This window comes from Nucisporomicrobium flavum (genome assembly GCF_016464385.1).
Lineage (GTDB): Bacteria > Actinomycetota > Actinomycetes > Mycobacteriales > Micromonosporaceae > Actinoplanes > Actinoplanes flavus_A.
The window spans coordinates 204,591-219,329 of record NZ_JADMLH010000005.1 but is presented as its reverse complement, the minus strand read 5'-3'; the positions used below and the strand labels follow the sequence as shown (position 1 = coordinate 219,329).

Below are 14,739 nucleotides of genomic sequence, written 5' to 3'. Positions count from 1 at the left end.
GAGACGTCAGGCGACGGCGAGCCGGTCGCGGCCGGCTCGCTTCGCCGCGTACAGGCGGGAGTCGGCCCGGTCGTAGAGGTCGCGGCCGCTCTCGCCGGGCCGGCACGCCGTCAGGCCCATGCTCAGCGTCACCCGCAGCCCGGGTGCGATCGCCGACCAGTCGCGCGCGCCGATCACCTGCCGGATCCGTTCGGCGACCTGGCGGCCCTCCAGCTCGCTGGTGTCCAGGAACATGGCGAACTCGTCGCCGCCGAAGCGGATCGCGACCTCGTCGTGGCGGCAGTGTGCGCTCAGCACCGCCGCGATCTCGGCCAGCACGCGGTCGCCCACGCCGTGGGAGAACTCGTCGTTGATGTCCTTGAAGCGGTCCACGTCGATCAGCAGCAGCGTGCCGGAGCCCGCCATCGCCGCGATGCGCCGATCGAAGAGACGGCGGTTGCCCAGGCCGGTCAGCGCGTCCGAGGCCGCGGCCTGGTCGGCGGTGCTGCGGGCCGCCTCGAGCTCGACCCGGCGGTACGCCTGCTGGAGCATCGTGCGCCGGTCCAGCCGCAGGCGCCAGAGCACGCGGATGTGGCTGTGCAGCGCCTCGAGGACCGTACGGGTGGCCTCGCCCGGGCTCTCCAGCGTCGCCGTGAGGGACAGCTCGTACTGGAACAGCAGGCTCTGCGCGGGCAGCACGCACAGTTCGAGCGCGGCGAGGAACTCCCGGCGCGCCGCGCGCAGCTCCCCGGCCGCGCGCAGGCTCAGGCCGTGGGCGAGGTGCAGGAGCCGTGCCTCGTGGTGCTGGCCGGCCGCCCGTACGGTTGCCAGCGTCCGGTCCACGACGGCCGTGGCCTCCTCGTGCCGGCCGGTCTTCGCGTGGCCGACGGCGAGCAGGGCGGCGCCGAGCGGGGAGTCGATGGCGCGCCCGGTCCAGTACTGCAGCAGCGCGACGCTCTTGTGGACCAGGACGGCCGCTTCCTCGTGGCAGCCGACCTGTTCCAGGCGCAGCGCCCATTCCAGCAGCAGCTCGGCGTACTGCAGCTCGGCCGAGGAGCGGTACAGGTCGTCGGGGGAGTCGAAGGCGTCGATCGCGTTGAGCAGTGCCACCTCGGCGAGCTCGAACAGGTCGGCGGCGCGGGCGGAGTCGGCCAGCGAGGCCATCGCCGAGAAGTAGCGCAGGCTCTTGCGGGGCACCACGTCGAGGATCGTCAGGGCGCGGGCCAGGTGATGCAGCCCGTCGTCGACCCGCCCGACCTGGATGAGCATCCGGCCGGTGTCCGCCAGGATCTTCGCGTCGGTGGTCCGGGGCCCGGTGAGGTGGCCCGGCTCGGCGACCAGCTCCTCGCCGATCAGCAGCGCCTCGTCGAGGCGGCCCAGGGAGCTGAGCGCGTACATGCGGCCGAGGCGGGCGACCCGGCGGGTGCGCTCGTCGCCGAGGATCCGCAGCACGCCCTCGGCCTCGTCGGCCGCCACCAGCGTCTCGCCGTGGTGGCCGCGAATGGTCAGGTCGTGGACGTGCAGGCCCATTCCCGCGTACGGACCGTACGGGGAGACCACGGCGGGCAGATGATCGGAGGCCACGAGCTATAGGTCGGTTGCGGGGGAGGCGACGTGAGCGTTAGCAGCCGTACCGGGAAGAATCCGAGAGTTACGGACGGCGAATGGCATCACCGATTCTGGCAGGCCGCCCCGCTGATCGCAAAAGTGCGCGTTAACAGCTCTGAAAACTTCCGGAAATTGCCTGTTGACGATCGGGCCACCGGGCTCCAAGAATGGGCGCAACGACGGCCGTCGATCCCCCTACGGAAGGTGAGCAGTCATGATCAGAAGAGCTGCCGACGACACCGGGCAGCGGCGTTCGCGCCGCTGGTCCGCGTTCGTCGCCTGTGCGGCCGGCCTGCTGACGGCCGCCGCCGGCGTCGCCGCCACCGCGAGCGCCCCGGCCGCGGCCGCCGCGAGCTGCAGCAACGGCTACGTCGCGCTGACCTACGACGACGGACCCAACCCCAGCAACACGAACAACCTGCTCAACGCGCTGCGGCAGGCGGGCGTCCGGGCCACGCTGTTCAACATCGGGCAGAACGCCGCGAGCAACCCGTCGCTGGTGGCCGCCGAGCGGGCCGCCGGCATGTGGATCGGCAACCACAGCTACACCCACCCGCACATGCTCAACCTCAGCCAGAGCCAGATGTCGTCGGAGCTGTCGCGGACCCAGTCGGCGATTCAGAACGGCGGCGGCGGCACCCCGCAGCTGTTCCGGCCGCCGTACGGCGAGACCAACGGCACCCTGCAGTCGGCGGCGTCCGCGCTCGGCCTGCGCACCATCACCTGGGACGTCGACTCGCAGGACTGGAACGGCGCCAGCACCGCGCAGATCGTGCAGGCGGCCGGCCGGCTCACCAACGGCCAGAGCATCCTCATGCACGACCAGTACGCGACCACCATCGCGGCGATCCCGCAGATCGTCTCCGGCCTGAACAGCCGGGGCCTGTGCGCGGGCATGATCTCGCCGTCGACCGGCCGGGCCGTGGCGCCCGACGGCACCAGCAACCCGCCGCCGACCGACCCGACCACCCCGCCGCCGGGTGGCGGCTCCTGCACCGCGACCCTCTCGGCCGGCCAGCAGTTCGGTGACCGGTTCAACCTCAACGTCGCGGTCAGCGGTACCAGCAGCTGGACCGTCACGCTGGCCCTGAACGGCGGCCAGAGCGTGCAGAACAGCTGGAACGCGTCGGTCAGCGGCACCACGGGAACCGTCACCGCCAGGCCGAACGGCGCCGGCAACAACTTCGGCGTGACCATCATGGCCAACGGCAACTGGACCTGGCCGGCGGCGAGCTGCCGGGCGGGCTGACAGCAACGAGCCGCGAGCGGCCGGGCGGGGGATTCCCCGCCCGGCCGTTTTTCGCTCCGGAAGGCTGACCGTTTCTGCTCCCGGGCGGCACCCGTACGCCCCGAGCATGAATCTCTCCGGTCAGTGCCCACCCGGCGAGAAGGCGGCCCCATGACGATCCTGCAGCGCGCCCGCAGCGGCTTGCTGGACGCCGTCCGCGCCGGTGACGCCTGGTGGTGGTTCCTGCTCGGGGGCACGCCGCTGCTGATCGCCGGGGCGTGGCTGGGCCCGGCCGCCCAGGAGGCCGCGTACGCGGTGCTCGCCGCGCTGGCCGGCGCCGGCGTGCTCACCGGGCTGGCCGTGCACCGTCCCGCCCGCACGACCGGGTGGTGGCTCGTGGCCGCCGCGATGACCTGCGGCTCGGCGAGCAGCGCGGCCTGGTCGCTGGCCTTCCTCGACGGCTCCCCGCCCGGCGGGCTGACGGTCGTCGACGCGGTCTACTTCGCCATGTACCTGCTGGTCGCCGCCGCGCTCGCGGCCGTGGCGTCCCGTGGCGCCTCGGCCCTGGCCGGCATGGTGGAGGCCGGCGTCGTGGCGTGCACCGCGATCGTGCTCGGCTGGGTGTTCCTCATCGACCCGTTCGTCAACGACAACGGCGGCTGGACGTCCGGCTCGACCGCGGTGGCGTACCCGCTGCTCGACCTCTTCATCCTGACCATGGCGGTGCGGCTCGCCGTGGCCGCGGGCGGGCTCACCCGTACGCACGTCCTGATGCTGCTCGCGGTGGCCACGATGGTCGCCTCGGACATCGTCTACTTCGTGTCCGTGTCCTCCGGCGGCGCGTGGTCGGGCCCCGGCGTCAGCGTGTCCGGCTGGATGCTGTTCTACCTGCTGCTCGGCGCCGCGGCCCTGCACCCGTCGATGGCGGCCCGGACCGCGGACCGCTCCGGGCAGGAGGTGCGCTCCTCGCGGCGGGTGACCGCCCTGTACACCGCCCTGGTGGCGATCGGACCGCTGGCCACGGCGTACGCGTGCCGGCGTGATCTCCGGGCGGGCGACTTCGACCTGGCCGACGTCGCGCTGCCGCTGGCCGCCACGGCCGCCACCGCGGTGCTGCTGGTGATCCGGCTGTCGCACACCAGCGCCCTGGTGAACCGGCGCGCCGCCGAGCTGGAGCAGTCGCTGGCCGAGCAGGCGGTGCTGCAGGAGCGGATGAGTCACCTCGCCCTGCACGACGCCCTCACCGGCCTGCCCAACCGGCTGCACGTGGAGCGCAGCCTCGACGAGGCGCTGCGCCGCCCCGACCCCGGCACCCTGCTGATGATCGACCTCGACGGCTTCCAGCAGGTCAACGACAGCTTCGGCCACCCGACCGGCGACGCGCTGCTGCAGGCGGTGGCGGGCCGGCTGACCGAGGCGGTCGGCACGGAAGGCGTGCTCGCCCGCCTGGGCGGCGACGAGTTCGCCGTGCTGCTGCCGGGCGTGGGCCACGCCGAGGCGGCCGCCGCCGTCCAGGAGCTGCTCGCCGCGCTGCGCCGCCCGGTGGCGGTGCTCGGCCACCGGCTGCACGTCACGGCCAGCATCGGCGTCCGGAATCTGGCCTCGGCGTCCGGCAGCGCCGAGGTGCTCAGCGACGCCGACATGGCGCTCAACGCCGCCAAGCGGGCCGGCCGCGACCGCGCCGAGGCGTACGACGTGCGCTTGCGCGAGAGCCAACTGCGCCGCATCGCCACCGTGGAGCGGCTGCGCGGCGCGATCGGCACCGGCGACATCGTGGTGCACTACCAGCCGATCGTCTCGCTCACCACCGGCCGGTTCACCGCGGTCGAGGCGCTCGTACGCTGGTGCCCGCCGGGCGCCGCCCCGATCATGCCCGACGACTTCATCCCGGCCGCCGAGGACAGCGGGCTCATCGTCCCGCTCGGCGAGCAGGTGCTCCGGGATGCCTGCCGCGACGCCGCGGGCTGGCACGCCCGGTACGGCATCGGCGTGACCGTCAACGTGTCGCCGCGGCAACTGGCCGAACCGCACTTCGCCGCCAAGGTCCGCGCGGCGCTGAGCGACTCCGGACTGCCCGCCGCCGCGCTGATCCTCGAGATCACCGAGGGCATGCTGATCGGCGCCGGCCCGCACGCCCGGCAGAGCATCGCGCACCTGGCCGACCTGCGCCACGACGGCGTGCGGGTGGCGGTCGACGATTTTGGCACCGGGTACTCGTCGCTGGCGTACCTGCGCGACCTGCCGATCGACATCCTGAAGATCGACCGGTCGTTCATGCCGGCCGGCGACGACGCGGGGGAGCAGGTGGCGCTGGTCCGCACGATCGTCGGCCTCGCGCACGACCTGCGCCTCGCGACGGTCGCCGAGGGTGTGGAGACCCTCGAGCAGGCCGCCGTGCTGCAGACGCTGGGCTGCGACAAGGGGCAGGGCTGGCACTACGGCCGCCCCGCCCCCGCCGACCGGACCACCGCCCTGTTCGCCGGTGAGGAGCTTCAGCCGGTGACGGCGAGCCGGGAGTCCCTCGCGCACAGGCGTTCGTAGAGCTCCAGATAGGACGCCGCCATCACCGCCGGGGTGAACCGGCGGGCCGCCTCCGCCCGGCATTCCGCCTCGGCGATCGCGGCGCTCGCGTGGACCAGGTCGCCCAGCTCGTTCTCGTCCGTGGTGAGCAGGCCGGTGCGGCCGTGCTCCACCAGCTCCGGCAGGCAGCCGCGGGCGATGCCGACGACCGGGGTGCCCAGCGCGAGCGCCTCGACCACCGCGGTGCCGCCCGGCTCGTTCCACCGCAGCGGGAACAACGCGGCGCGGGCCCCGGCGACGAGGTCGTCACGGTCCACGCCGGTCACCGTCCCGACCCAGCGCACCCGGACGCCGTCCACGTGCGGCGCGACCCGCTCGCGCCAGAACCGTACGTCCGGGTTCTGTGGGTCGGCGCCGTTCAGGTCCTGCGGGCGGTGGTACGGACCCACCGGCCCCGCCAGCACCAGGTCGAACCCTGCCTCGTGCGCCAGCCGGGCCGCCAGGTCCTGGCCCTTGCCGGGGTTGATGCGCCCCAGCACGACCACGTAGCCGTCCTTGGCGTGTGGCGGTCGCTTGTCGGCGCCCGTCGCCAGCGGCGTTCCCAGGTGGACGTGGCCCACGGCGTGCGCGCGCAGGGCCTCGGGGGCGTGGCTGAGCTGGTCGGCCGAGACGCCGTTGACGCGTACGCGGGCCCCGCCGTCGAAGCCGCCGTACAGCTCGGGGTGCTTGGCGAGGTCCCAGTGCAGAGTGTGCAGCCCCGGCGGCGCGTCCGGGCCCAACGAGGCGAGCGTGGCCAGGCCGGCGGCCTCGACGTGGTCGTGCACGAGGTCGATGTCGCCGGCGTCGAGGCGGCGCACGACAGCGCTCTGATGCGCCGGCACGACACCGCACACCTGGTTGTACGGCCGCTGCAGCTGCGGGAACTGTCCCGTGCCGAAGACGCTCAGCCGCTCGTCCACCGGCAGCGTGCTCTCGCCCACGGAGGCGAGCACCACCTCGACGCCGAGCCGGCGCAGCTCGGGGATCAGCGTGGCCACCACGTTCTCGATGCCGCCGTACCCGTGAGGTGGCACCGGCAGCCACGGGCCGGCGTTGACCAGGACCCTCATGCCACACCCACCGCGTACGGCCGGCGCGCCAGCGAGGCCAGCGGCGGGCGCTCCTGGACGCCGACGTCGCTCACCACGATCTCCCGGTCCAGGTGGGGCAGGTGCCCGTCGCCGCCCCGACGGAACTGCGTCATCAGCGTGGACGGTGGCATCGGCTCGGCGACCAGGCCGCGCCGGTGCAGCCGGGACCACGCCGTCACCATGATCTGAGCCGACATCCGGCCCAGCGCCTCGGTGCCCTGGTGGCGGTGGAAGCGCTCGCCGAGGTCCACCTGGGCCAGCGCGTCGAGGCCGACGAGGTCCAGCAGGTCGATCAGCATCGCGATCTCGACGCCGTACCCGGAGACGAACGGGATGCGCTCGAGGGCGGCGCGGCGGCCCGCGTACTCGCCGGCGAGGGGCTGCACGACGCCGGACAGTTCCGGCCAGAACAGATTGATCAGCGGCCGGGCGCCCAGCTCGGTGACGCGGCCCCCGCCGTCGGTCTCGACGCCCGAGGAGCGCACCAGCGGACGGTGGTAGAAGCCCTTGACGAACTCCACCGACGGGTCGGTGAGCAGCGGACCGAGCAGGCCGGAGACGAAGCGTGCGGAGAAGTCGCGCAGGTCGCCGTCGACGAAGGCGACCACGTCCCCGGTGCTCGCCGCCAGCCCCGCCCACAGCGCGTCGCCCTTGCCCTCCATGCGGGGCAGCCGCCGGGTCACCTCGTCCTGGCCGACCACGCGGGCGCCGGCGGCGCGGGCCACGGCGGCTGTCGCGTCGCCGGAGCGCGAGTCGACGACCAGGATCTCGTCGACCAGCGGGACCCGGCCGGTGAGCTCCCGGCAGATGGTTCCCACGATCGCACCGATCGTGGCCTCCTCGTCGCGGGCGGGGATCACGACGCTGACCCGGGTGCCCCGCTTGGCGCGGACGAGCTGCGCGGGCGTCCAGTCCGCGGCGTTGCCGGTGCGGTACGTCGTCCAGGCCTCGACGATCGGTGAAGCGGTCGGTGTCTCAGTCGCGTGCGAATGCCGCATCGGGCAAACCCCCAGATCGCTTGCACGAATGAAGATCGGCCTGTTCCCCGCGCGGTCGGCGCCAATCTTGGCGGTGCGTTAAGTGTGGATGTCGGGAAGCTGAGAATGCGTGGTCAGACGTTTCGCCGCCGCCGCTCCGGAGAAGTGCCGGGTCTGAAGACAGTCGACGGGCGGGAGGGCCGGATGGCGGCGACACGGGTGGGTCTCATCGGAGCCGGGGGAGTGGCGCAGCGGCACGCGCGGGTGCTCTCCGGGCTGCCGGACGTGCAGGTCGTGGGCGTGACGGACGTGGTGCCCGAGGCGGCGGCCGCGCTGGCCGAGCAGTACGGCACCCGGGCCCTGCCGGACGCGGCGGCGCTGCTCGGTGAGGGGCTGGACGCGGCGTACGTGTGCGTGCCCCCGTTCGCCCACGGCGCCGCGGAACGCCTCGTACTGGAGGCTGGAATTCCGCTTTTCGTGGAAAAGCCCATAGCGATCAACTGGGACGTTGCGCAAGAAATTGCCAGCCTCATTGCACGCCGAAATGTCTTGACTGCGGTGGGTCACCACTGGCGATATCTCGCCATTGTGGAAGAAGCCCGGAAATTGCTTTCCGACCGGCCCGTACGGCTCGTCACCGGGGCATGGCTGGACAAAGTGCCACCGGTCGCGTGGTGGCCGCGCCGCGACCGCTCGGGCGGCCCGGTGGTCGAGCAGGCGGCGCACGTCCTCGACCTCGCCCGTTGCCTGGCCGGGGAGGTGACCGAGGTGACCGCGGCCGGCAACGGCACCCCGCCGCCGGTCGACGGCGCCGACGTGGACGGCGCGACGGTCGCCACCCTGCGCTTCGCCTCCGGCGCGGTGGGCACCCTCGCCGCCACCTGCGTGCTCGGCTGGAAGCAGCGCGCCGGCCTGGAGATCTACGCCGACGGGCTGGCGCTGGACGTCAGCGAGACCGGGCTGGTCGTCCGCGACGCCGACGGCACCCACACCGTCGGCAGCGACCCCGATTCCGCCCGGGAGGCCGTCGACCGCGCGTTCATCCAGGCCGTCCGGGGCGAGGGCGACGACATCCGCGTCCCGTACGCCGAAGCGCTGCGTACCCACGCCCTGGCCTTGGCCGTCGCGGAAGCCGCGGTCACCGGCCGGGCCGTCGCGCCGGCCTCCCCGGAGGCGTCCCGTGCGTGACCGGAACATCGTGGTGACCGCCCCGGGCCGGCTGGAGATCCGCGAGGAGGAGGTGCAGCCCGGCCCGTTTCGCGTCCGTACGCTCTTCAGCGGCATTTCCGCCGGCACGGAACTGAGCTACGTCAAGGGCACCAACCCCGCCCTGCACGCCACGTACGACCCGGCGCTGGGCCTCTTCGGGGCGGCGCCCGCCGAGCCGTGGCCGGTCACCCGGCTGGGCTACATGGAGGTCGGCCGGGTCGAGGAGAGCCGTACGCCCGCGGTCGCCGAGGGCACGGTCGTGGCCATGACGTACGGCCACCGCACCGGCTGGACCGGTGACCCGCTGCGCGACCGCGTCGTCGCGCTGCCCGGCGACCTCGACCCGATCCTGGGCATCTACGCCGCCCACATGGGACCGATCTGCGCCAACGGGTTGCTGCACGCCGCGGCGGACCTGCGCGGCACCGACGTACGGTCGCTCGCCGACGGCGTGGCCGGGCGCCGCGTCGCGGTGACCGGCGCCGGGGTGGTCGGGCTGCTGACCGCGTTGTTCGCCCGTGAGCACGGCGCGGCGTCAGTCGTCGTGCTGGATCCGACCCCGCAGCGCCGCGAGGTCGCCGCCGCGCTCGGCCTGCAGACGCTCGACCCCGAGGCCGACGACCCCGCCGTGGTGCTGAAGACGGCGTGGCGGCACACCGCCGACGATCGCGGCGCCGACGTGGTCTTCCAGTGCCGGGGACAGGCCTCGGCGCTGCACCTGGCGCTGCGCCTGCTGCGCCCGCAGGGCACGGTCGTCGACCTGGCGTTCTACCAGGGCGGGGCGGACGCCGTACGGCTGGGCGAGGAGTTCCACCACAACGGACTGGGGCTGCGGTGCGCCCAGATCGGCCGGGTGCCCCGCGGGCTCGCGCCGACCTGGGACCGGGAGCGGCTCTCCGCCGAGACCGTCGCCCTGCTGCGCTCGTGCGGCGAAGCCATCCGCCGGCACCTGATCTCCGCGGTGGTGCCGTTCGACGAGGCCCCGGCCCTGCTGAACGACCTCGCGCAGCGCCGCCGGCAGGAACTGCAGGCCGTCATCGCCTGCTGAGAAACCCGACGTTTGCGGCCGTTACGGGTGGGCATCCCCGGCCTGTCCTCCCCACGAAAGAAGGAACCATGGTCAGCAGATCCCACGCCGGCGGCGTCGCATCGCCCCGCGCACGCACCCTTGTGCAAACGGCCGCCCTCGCCGTCGCCGCCGTCTTCGTGCTCGTCGGGATCCTGGGATTCATTCCCGGCATCACGACCCACTACGGCGACATGACCTTCGCGGGGCACCACAGCGACGCCAAGCTGCTCGGCGTCTTCCAGGTGTCCATCCTGCACAACCTCGTCCACCTGCTGTTCGGCGCGGTCGGGTTCGCCCTGGCCCGCACGGTCCCGGGCGCCCGCAACTACCTCATCGGCGGCGGCGCCATCTACCTCGTCCTCTGGCTGTACGGCCTGGTGGTCGGCCAGAACAGCGGCGCCAACTTCATCCCGGTGAACCCCGCCGACGACTGGCTGCACCTGCTGCTCGGCCTCGGCATGATCGCCCTCGGCTTCCTCACCACCCGCACCACCTCTCACCGCTAGGCGGTACCCCGCCCGCCGCAAAGGGCCGTACCGGTTAAGGTACGGCTCTTGCCGTGCGGCGTCGGCTAGCCTGCCGTCATGGCGAGCACGGAGCTGGATGAGCTGATCGTCGCGGACGCCGAGGCGCTGCGCGCGTGGTTGTCCGTCCACCACGCCACCTCGCCCGGCGTCTGGCTGGCCCTGACCAGGAAGGGCGGCACGGTCACCACGCTGACCTGGCAGCAGGCGGTGGACGAGGCCCTGTGCTTCGGCTGGATCGACGGGCAGGCCCGCAGGGGCGACCACGAGGCCTCCTGGATCCGGTTCACCCCGCGCCGGGCCCGCAGCGCCTGGTCGCAACGCAACATCTCGCACGTGGAACGGCTGGAGGCCGAGGGGCGGATGCAGCCCGCGGGCCGCGCCGCGGTCGACGCCGCGAAGGCGGACGGGCGCTGGGCGACGGCGTACGCCCCGCAGTCGGAGGTCGAGGCGCCGGCCGACCTGCTCGAGGCCATCGCCGCCGTCCCGGCCGCGCAGGCCATGTTCGACGTGCTCACGAAGAGCAACCTGTTCGCGCTCGTCTACCGGGTCAACGCCGTCAAACGGGCGCAGACCCGCGAGCGCAAGATCGCCGAATTCGTCGCCATGCTGGCCCGCCACGAGACGATCCACCCGCAGAAGGCCAGGCCCCCGGCTTGATCTTGCGTGAGGAACGGATCGGGGACTTCGCCTACACGCCCGTTCCTCCCAGGATTCCGGCGCGCCCGGCGAGGGCGGCGGCCTCCGTGCGGCTGGACACCCGCAGCTTGCGCAGCAGCGTGGCGGTCAGCCGTTTCACCGTCCGTTCCGAGACGTGCAGCCGTCCGGCGATCTCGGCGGTGGTGGCGCCCGCGGCGATCAGCTGCAGCAGCGTCCGTTCCCGCTCGTCGAGCTCGACCGGGGCCGGCCGGGCGCGGCGGGCCGAGCCCAGCACGGCGCTCAGGAGCTCCGCGGGCATCACGGCCCAGCCGTCCAGGATGGACAGCAGCGGCTGCAGCAGGCGTTCCGGCTCGCCGGTCCTGGGCAGGAAGGCCTCCGCGCCCGCCTGCAGCGCCTCCACCGCGAGCGCCGGATCGTCGTCGCCGGACATCGCCACGATCCGGGCCCGGGGCGCCGCCAGGCGCACGCCGGCGATCGCCCGGATCCCACCCGGTGGCGGCATGCGCAGATCGATGAGCACGAGATCCGGTACCCAGTGCCGGACCAGGCTCTCGGCGGCGGAGGCGTCCCCGGTGCTCGCCACCACTGTGGCGCGCCCGTCGGTCATCTCGGGGAGCAGCAGCTCGAGGCGGCTGACGACGAGCGGATGGTCGTCGACGATCACGATCCGGACAGACGTGGACACCCGCCTCGCATGCCCCGGGACCGCGCGCTCATGCGTCTGAGGTGCCGGGGGCGGATCCCGTTTACCCCCAGCCACCGGGGGAACGCTCCCGGCCATGACCGATGACATCCGAACCGACCGGACCGACGAGCCGGACGGCTCCACCGCGTACGAGGCGTCGTTGCGCGCGCCCGGGAACTCCGTCACGTCGACCGGCGACGACACCTCGCCCGCGTTCGAGGCGGGGGACGACGAGACGTCCGGCGCGAACCCGCACGCGGGCTACGACCCCGGAGCGGTCTCCGGGGACACGCCGGAATACCGTCCGGAGCGCTGACGGCGGACCGCCGGGCGCCGCTCGGGCGGCGTCCGGCGGCTCACGACTCCGAGGCGGCCTCCCTGGTCTCATCCGGGACGAGATCCGGGTCGAGGCCGGGGGCGAGCACGCGGTCGAGGTTCGTGACCTCGAGGACCATGCGCACCATCGGGCCCGGCTCGCGCAGCTGCAGCGTGATGCCCTGCGCGGCGGCGGCGCGCTGGGCGGCCACCAGCATGCCGAGGCCGGAGGAGTCCAGGAACGTCACCGCGCTCATGTCGATGTCGAGCCGCGTGCAGTCGCGGCGCTCGACGACCTGCTGGAGCACCTGACGCAGCACCGCGGCGTTCACCACGTCCACGTCGCCCTCGGGTACGACGACCATGGTCTCGCCTTCCCGTTCGATCGTGCAGTCGAAAGGCATGGCCGATCAGTCCTCCCCAGGGTTGGTCGCGTGGAGCGCGCTACCCCGGAAACGGGCGATCGAAACCCGGGGGAGTCGTCAATCACGTCCGGCGTGCCGCGTCGCGTGCAGCGCCTGCAGGAGCTCCGCACCGGTGAACGGCTTCTCGAGCAGGTGGACGTCCGCGGCCAGGGTGCCGTGCGTGGTCAGCACCGGCTGGGCGTACCCGGACATGAACAGCACCCGGATGCCCGGGCGCGTCTCGGTGATCGCCTCGGCGAGGTCCTTGCCCAGCATCCCCGGCATGATCACGTCGGTGAGCAGCACGTCGATGGTGCCCTCATGGGTACGGCTGATCCGCAGCGCGTCCAGTCCGTCGGTCGCGGTCAGCACGGTGTAGCCGCCGCGGCGCAGGATGCGCTCGGTCACCTCACGCAGCGCCGTCTCGTCCTCGACGACCAGCACCGTGGCGCCCCGCCCGCTGTGGTCGCCGGACGGCGTGGAGGGCCGGGTGTCCTCGGCGACGGCGTCGGTGACCGGCAGCAGGATCGTGATCGTCGTGCCGTACCCGGGCTCGGAGTAGATCTGGACCGTGCCGCCGGCCTGCGTGACGATGCCGTACACGGTGGCCAGGCCCAGGCCGGTGCCCTGCCCGCTCGGCTTGGTGGTGAAGAACGGGTCGAACGCCTTGTCGATGACGTCGCGCGGCATGCCGGTACCCGTGTCGGAGACCCGGATGCGCACGTACGGTCCCGGCTCCAGCCCGGCCCGCGCGGCCGGATGGTCGGCGTCGACCCGCACCTCGGCGGTGTCGATGGTGACCGCGCCGCCGGAGGGCATGGCGTCGCGGGCGTTGACGGCGAGGTTGATGAGCACCTGTTCGAGCTGGCCCGGATCGGCCATCACCGGCGGCACCGGCGCGGTACGGGTGGTCAGCGTGATGTGCTCGCCGATCGAGCGCCGCAGCATCTGCTCCACCTCGGCGACGATCGTGTTGACGTCCAGCGCCCGCGGGCGGATCACCTCCCGGCGGGCGAACGCCAGCAGTTGGTGGGTGAGGTCGCTGCCCCGGCGCGCCGCCCGGGCGATCTGCTCGGCGTCGCGCGCGAACGCGGTGCCGGGGGCGTCCTCGGTGATGAACGACGCGTAGTTGAGGATCACGGCGAGCAGGTTGTTGAAGTCGTGCGCCACCCCGCCGGCGAGCTGGCCCAGGCTCTCCAGCCGCTGGGTGCGCTGCAGGCGGGCCTCGATGCGCTGCTGCTCGGCCTCGTCGCGCAGCGCCTGCTGCTCGGCCTCCGCGGTGAGCCGGTCGGTGATGTCCCGGATGGCGGCCACGACGATGATCCGGCCGTCGGCGTCGAGGGCGCTGCACGATATCTCCACGGGGAGCTCGCTGCCGTCGCGGCGCCGGGCCGTCCGGGTGGCCCAGCGCGGCGCCGCGGTCGCGGGGTCGTCGCCTCCGTCGATACGTTCGGTGTCCAGCGGGGTCGAGTCGCCGCGGGTACGCAGCATCGCGACCGCGGGCGGCAACCCGTCGGGCAGCAGCCGGCTTACCCCCGTCTGGACGAGGTCGTAGCGCGGCAGCCCGAACAGCCGTTCCGCTTCGGCGTTGACGAGCACGATGGCGCCGAGCTCGTCGACGCCGAGCAGGGCGTCCGGCGCGGCGTCGAGGACGGCCTGCACCTGCGCCTCGGCGCGTTCCCGCTCGCTGGTGTCGCGGGCCGTGGTGGCCATCCCCACGATCGTCCCGACGGGGTCGCGCAGCGGGCTGACCTGCACAGACACCGGCAGGACGGAGCCGTCGGCGTGCACCCGGGCGGTGCGGTACCGGTCCATGCGGCCGCCGATGCGTACCAGGGTCCGGATCTCCTCCTCGTCCACGCGCCGCTCGGGCGGGACGATCCGGTCGATCGGCCGGCCCACCATCTTGGCGGCCGGGTAGCCGTACAGCAGCTCCGCGCCGGGGTTCCAGGTGAGCACCACGCCGTCGAGGTCGGTGGTGACGATGGCGTCGTGCGAGGACTGGACGACGGAGGCCAGCAGGGACCGGGCCTCCTCGGCCTCCCGGTGCCGGGTGTCGTCGCGCAGCACCGAGGCCACCAGCAGGTCGCCGCCGGGCACGGTGACGGCCGCGAGCGAGATCTCCACCGGGAAGACCTGACCGTCGCTGCGCAGGCCACTGAGGGGCAGCCGGCGCAGCGGCGGATGCTGGCCGGCCAGGTACCCGGCCCGGTGCCCGGGGTGGCGGGCGCGGACCTCGTGCGGGACGAGATCGTCGACGGAGAGCTCCAGCAGCCGGCCCGGCTCGTACCCGAACATCTCGTGCGCGCGGCGGTTGGCGATGACGATGGCGCCGTCCGCCCGGCTGACGATCACCGCGTCGGGTGCCTCGTCCACCAGGACTCCGGTCAAGGCGTCGGTCGTCGGCACCATTCCTCGCTTCCGGGGCTCG

General features: G+C 73.3%; 13 protein-coding genes. 7 read left to right on the top strand and 6 right to left on the bottom strand.

Going from position 1 to position 14,739, the window contains the following annotated elements; translation table 11 throughout:
* Positions 1–6: 6 nt before the first annotated feature.
* Entirely contained in the window at positions 7–1,563 is a 1,557-nt protein-coding gene (locus IT780_RS15000) for a GGDEF domain-containing protein (protein ID WP_199512146.1), read from the bottom strand.
* Between the two features lie 238 nt (positions 1,564–1,801).
* Here IT780_RS15000 and IT780_RS14995 point away from each other — a divergent pair, with 238 nt between their 5' ends.
* A complete protein-coding gene (locus IT780_RS14995; protein ID WP_199512145.1) occupies positions 1,802–2,836 on the top strand; it encodes a polysaccharide deacetylase family protein in 1,035 nt (344 codons plus the stop codon).
* Positions 2,837–2,986: 150 nt separating this feature from the next.
* On the top strand, positions 2,987–5,356 hold the full coding sequence (locus IT780_RS14990) for a putative bifunctional diguanylate cyclase/phosphodiesterase (RefSeq protein WP_199512144.1): 2,370 nt from the start codon (positions 2,987–2,989) through the stop codon (positions 5,354–5,356).
* Here the strand turns inward: IT780_RS14990 and IT780_RS14985 are convergent.
* Positions 5,308–6,444, bottom strand: a complete 1,137-nt coding sequence (locus IT780_RS14985) for a glycosyltransferase (protein WP_199512143.1) — start codon at positions 6,442–6,444, stop codon at positions 5,308–5,310. The genes IT780_RS14990 and IT780_RS14985 overlap by 49 nt on opposite strands.
* Positions 6,441–7,463: a glucosyl-3-phosphoglycerate synthase gene (locus IT780_RS14980; protein WP_199512142.1), complete on the bottom strand. Its 1,023-nt coding sequence runs from the start codon at positions 7,461–7,463 to the stop codon at positions 6,441–6,443. Before IT780_RS14980 ends, IT780_RS14985 begins: the two co-directional genes overlap by 4 nt.
* A gap of 183 nt (positions 7,464–7,646) precedes the next feature.
* On the opposite strand from IT780_RS14980, the gene IT780_RS14975 reads away from it, so the two are divergent.
* The 4 genes from IT780_RS14975 (at position 7,647) to IT780_RS14960 (ending at position 10,904) form a co-directional block, all read left to right on the top strand.
* On the top strand, positions 7,647–8,630 hold the full coding sequence (locus tag IT780_RS14975; protein WP_199512141.1) for a Gfo/Idh/MocA family protein: 984 nt from the start codon (positions 7,647–7,649) through the stop codon (positions 8,628–8,630).
* Entirely contained in the window at positions 8,623–9,699 is a 1,077-nt protein-coding gene (locus IT780_RS14970) for a zinc-dependent alcohol dehydrogenase (RefSeq protein WP_199512140.1), read from the top strand. Before IT780_RS14975 ends, IT780_RS14970 begins: the two co-directional genes overlap by 8 nt.
* 68 nt (positions 9,700–9,767) lie before the next feature.
* Positions 9,768–10,226, top strand: a complete 459-nt coding sequence (locus IT780_RS14965; RefSeq protein ID WP_199512139.1) for a DUF4383 domain-containing protein — start codon at positions 9,768–9,770, stop codon at positions 10,224–10,226.
* 78 nt (positions 10,227–10,304) lie between these two features.
* Entirely contained in the window at positions 10,305–10,904 is a 600-nt protein-coding gene (locus IT780_RS14960) for a YdeI/OmpD-associated family protein (RefSeq protein ID WP_199512138.1), read from the top strand.
* Positions 10,905–10,935: 31 nt separating this feature from the next.
* Here IT780_RS14960 and IT780_RS14955 read toward each other — a convergent pair whose 3' ends face one another.
* Positions 10,936–11,589 (bottom strand): response regulator, encoded by a 654-nt coding sequence (locus tag IT780_RS14955; RefSeq protein WP_307831197.1) that lies wholly within the window; start codon positions 11,587–11,589, stop codon positions 10,936–10,938.
* A gap of 94 nt (positions 11,590–11,683) precedes the next feature.
* Between IT780_RS14955 and IT780_RS14950 the strand changes: the two genes are divergently transcribed.
* The gene (locus tag IT780_RS14950) at positions 11,684–11,905 is read left to right on the top strand and encodes a hypothetical protein (protein WP_199512379.1); all 222 of its coding nucleotides are present in this window, start codon (positions 11,684–11,686) and stop codon (positions 11,903–11,905) included.
* Positions 11,906–11,945: 40 nt separating this feature from the next.
* Here IT780_RS14950 and IT780_RS14945 read toward each other — a convergent pair whose 3' ends face one another.
* Both IT780_RS14945 and IT780_RS14940 read right to left on the bottom strand, forming a co-directional pair.
* A complete protein-coding gene (locus IT780_RS14945) occupies positions 11,946–12,308 on the bottom strand; it encodes an STAS domain-containing protein (protein WP_199512136.1) in 363 nt (120 codons plus the stop codon).
* 78 nt (positions 12,309–12,386) lie between these two features.
* Positions 12,387–14,720, bottom strand: coding sequence for a PAS domain S-box protein (locus IT780_RS14940; protein WP_199512135.1), 2,334 nt, complete (start codon positions 14,718–14,720; stop codon positions 12,387–12,389).
* Positions 14,721–14,739 lie beyond the last annotated feature (19 nt).

Bases quoted from the DNA above. Each gene is read 5' to 3' on its own strand.
- IT780_RS14965 (WP_199512139.1), top strand. From the start codon at position 9,768: ATGGTCAGCAGATCCCACGCCGGCGGCGTCGCATCGCCCCGCGCACGC.
- IT780_RS14950 (WP_199512379.1), top strand. From the start codon at position 11,684: ATGACCGATGACATCCGAACCGACCGGACCGACGAGCCGGACGGCTCC.
- IT780_RS14990 (WP_199512144.1), top strand. From the start codon at position 2,987: ATGACGATCCTGCAGCGCGCCCGCAGCGGCTTGCTGGACGCCGTCCGC.
- IT780_RS14980 (WP_199512142.1), bottom strand. From the start codon at position 7,463: ATGCGGCATTCGCACGCGACTGAGACACCGACCGCTTCACCGATCGTC.
- IT780_RS14995 (WP_199512145.1), top strand. From the start codon at position 1,802: ATGATCAGAAGAGCTGCCGACGACACCGGGCAGCGGCGTTCGCGCCGC.
- IT780_RS14975 (WP_199512141.1), top strand. From the start codon at position 7,647: ATGGCGGCGACACGGGTGGGTCTCATCGGAGCCGGGGGAGTGGCGCAG.
- IT780_RS14940 (WP_199512135.1), bottom strand. From the start codon at position 14,720: ATGGTGCCGACGACCGACGCCTTGACCGGAGTCCTGGTGGACGAGGCA.
- IT780_RS14960 (WP_199512138.1), top strand. From the start codon at position 10,305: ATGGCGAGCACGGAGCTGGATGAGCTGATCGTCGCGGACGCCGAGGCG.
- IT780_RS14945 (WP_199512136.1), bottom strand. From the start codon at position 12,308: ATGCCTTTCGACTGCACGATCGAACGGGAAGGCGAGACCATGGTCGTC.
- IT780_RS14985 (WP_199512143.1), bottom strand. From the start codon at position 6,444: ATGAGGGTCCTGGTCAACGCCGGCCCGTGGCTGCCGGTGCCACCTCAC.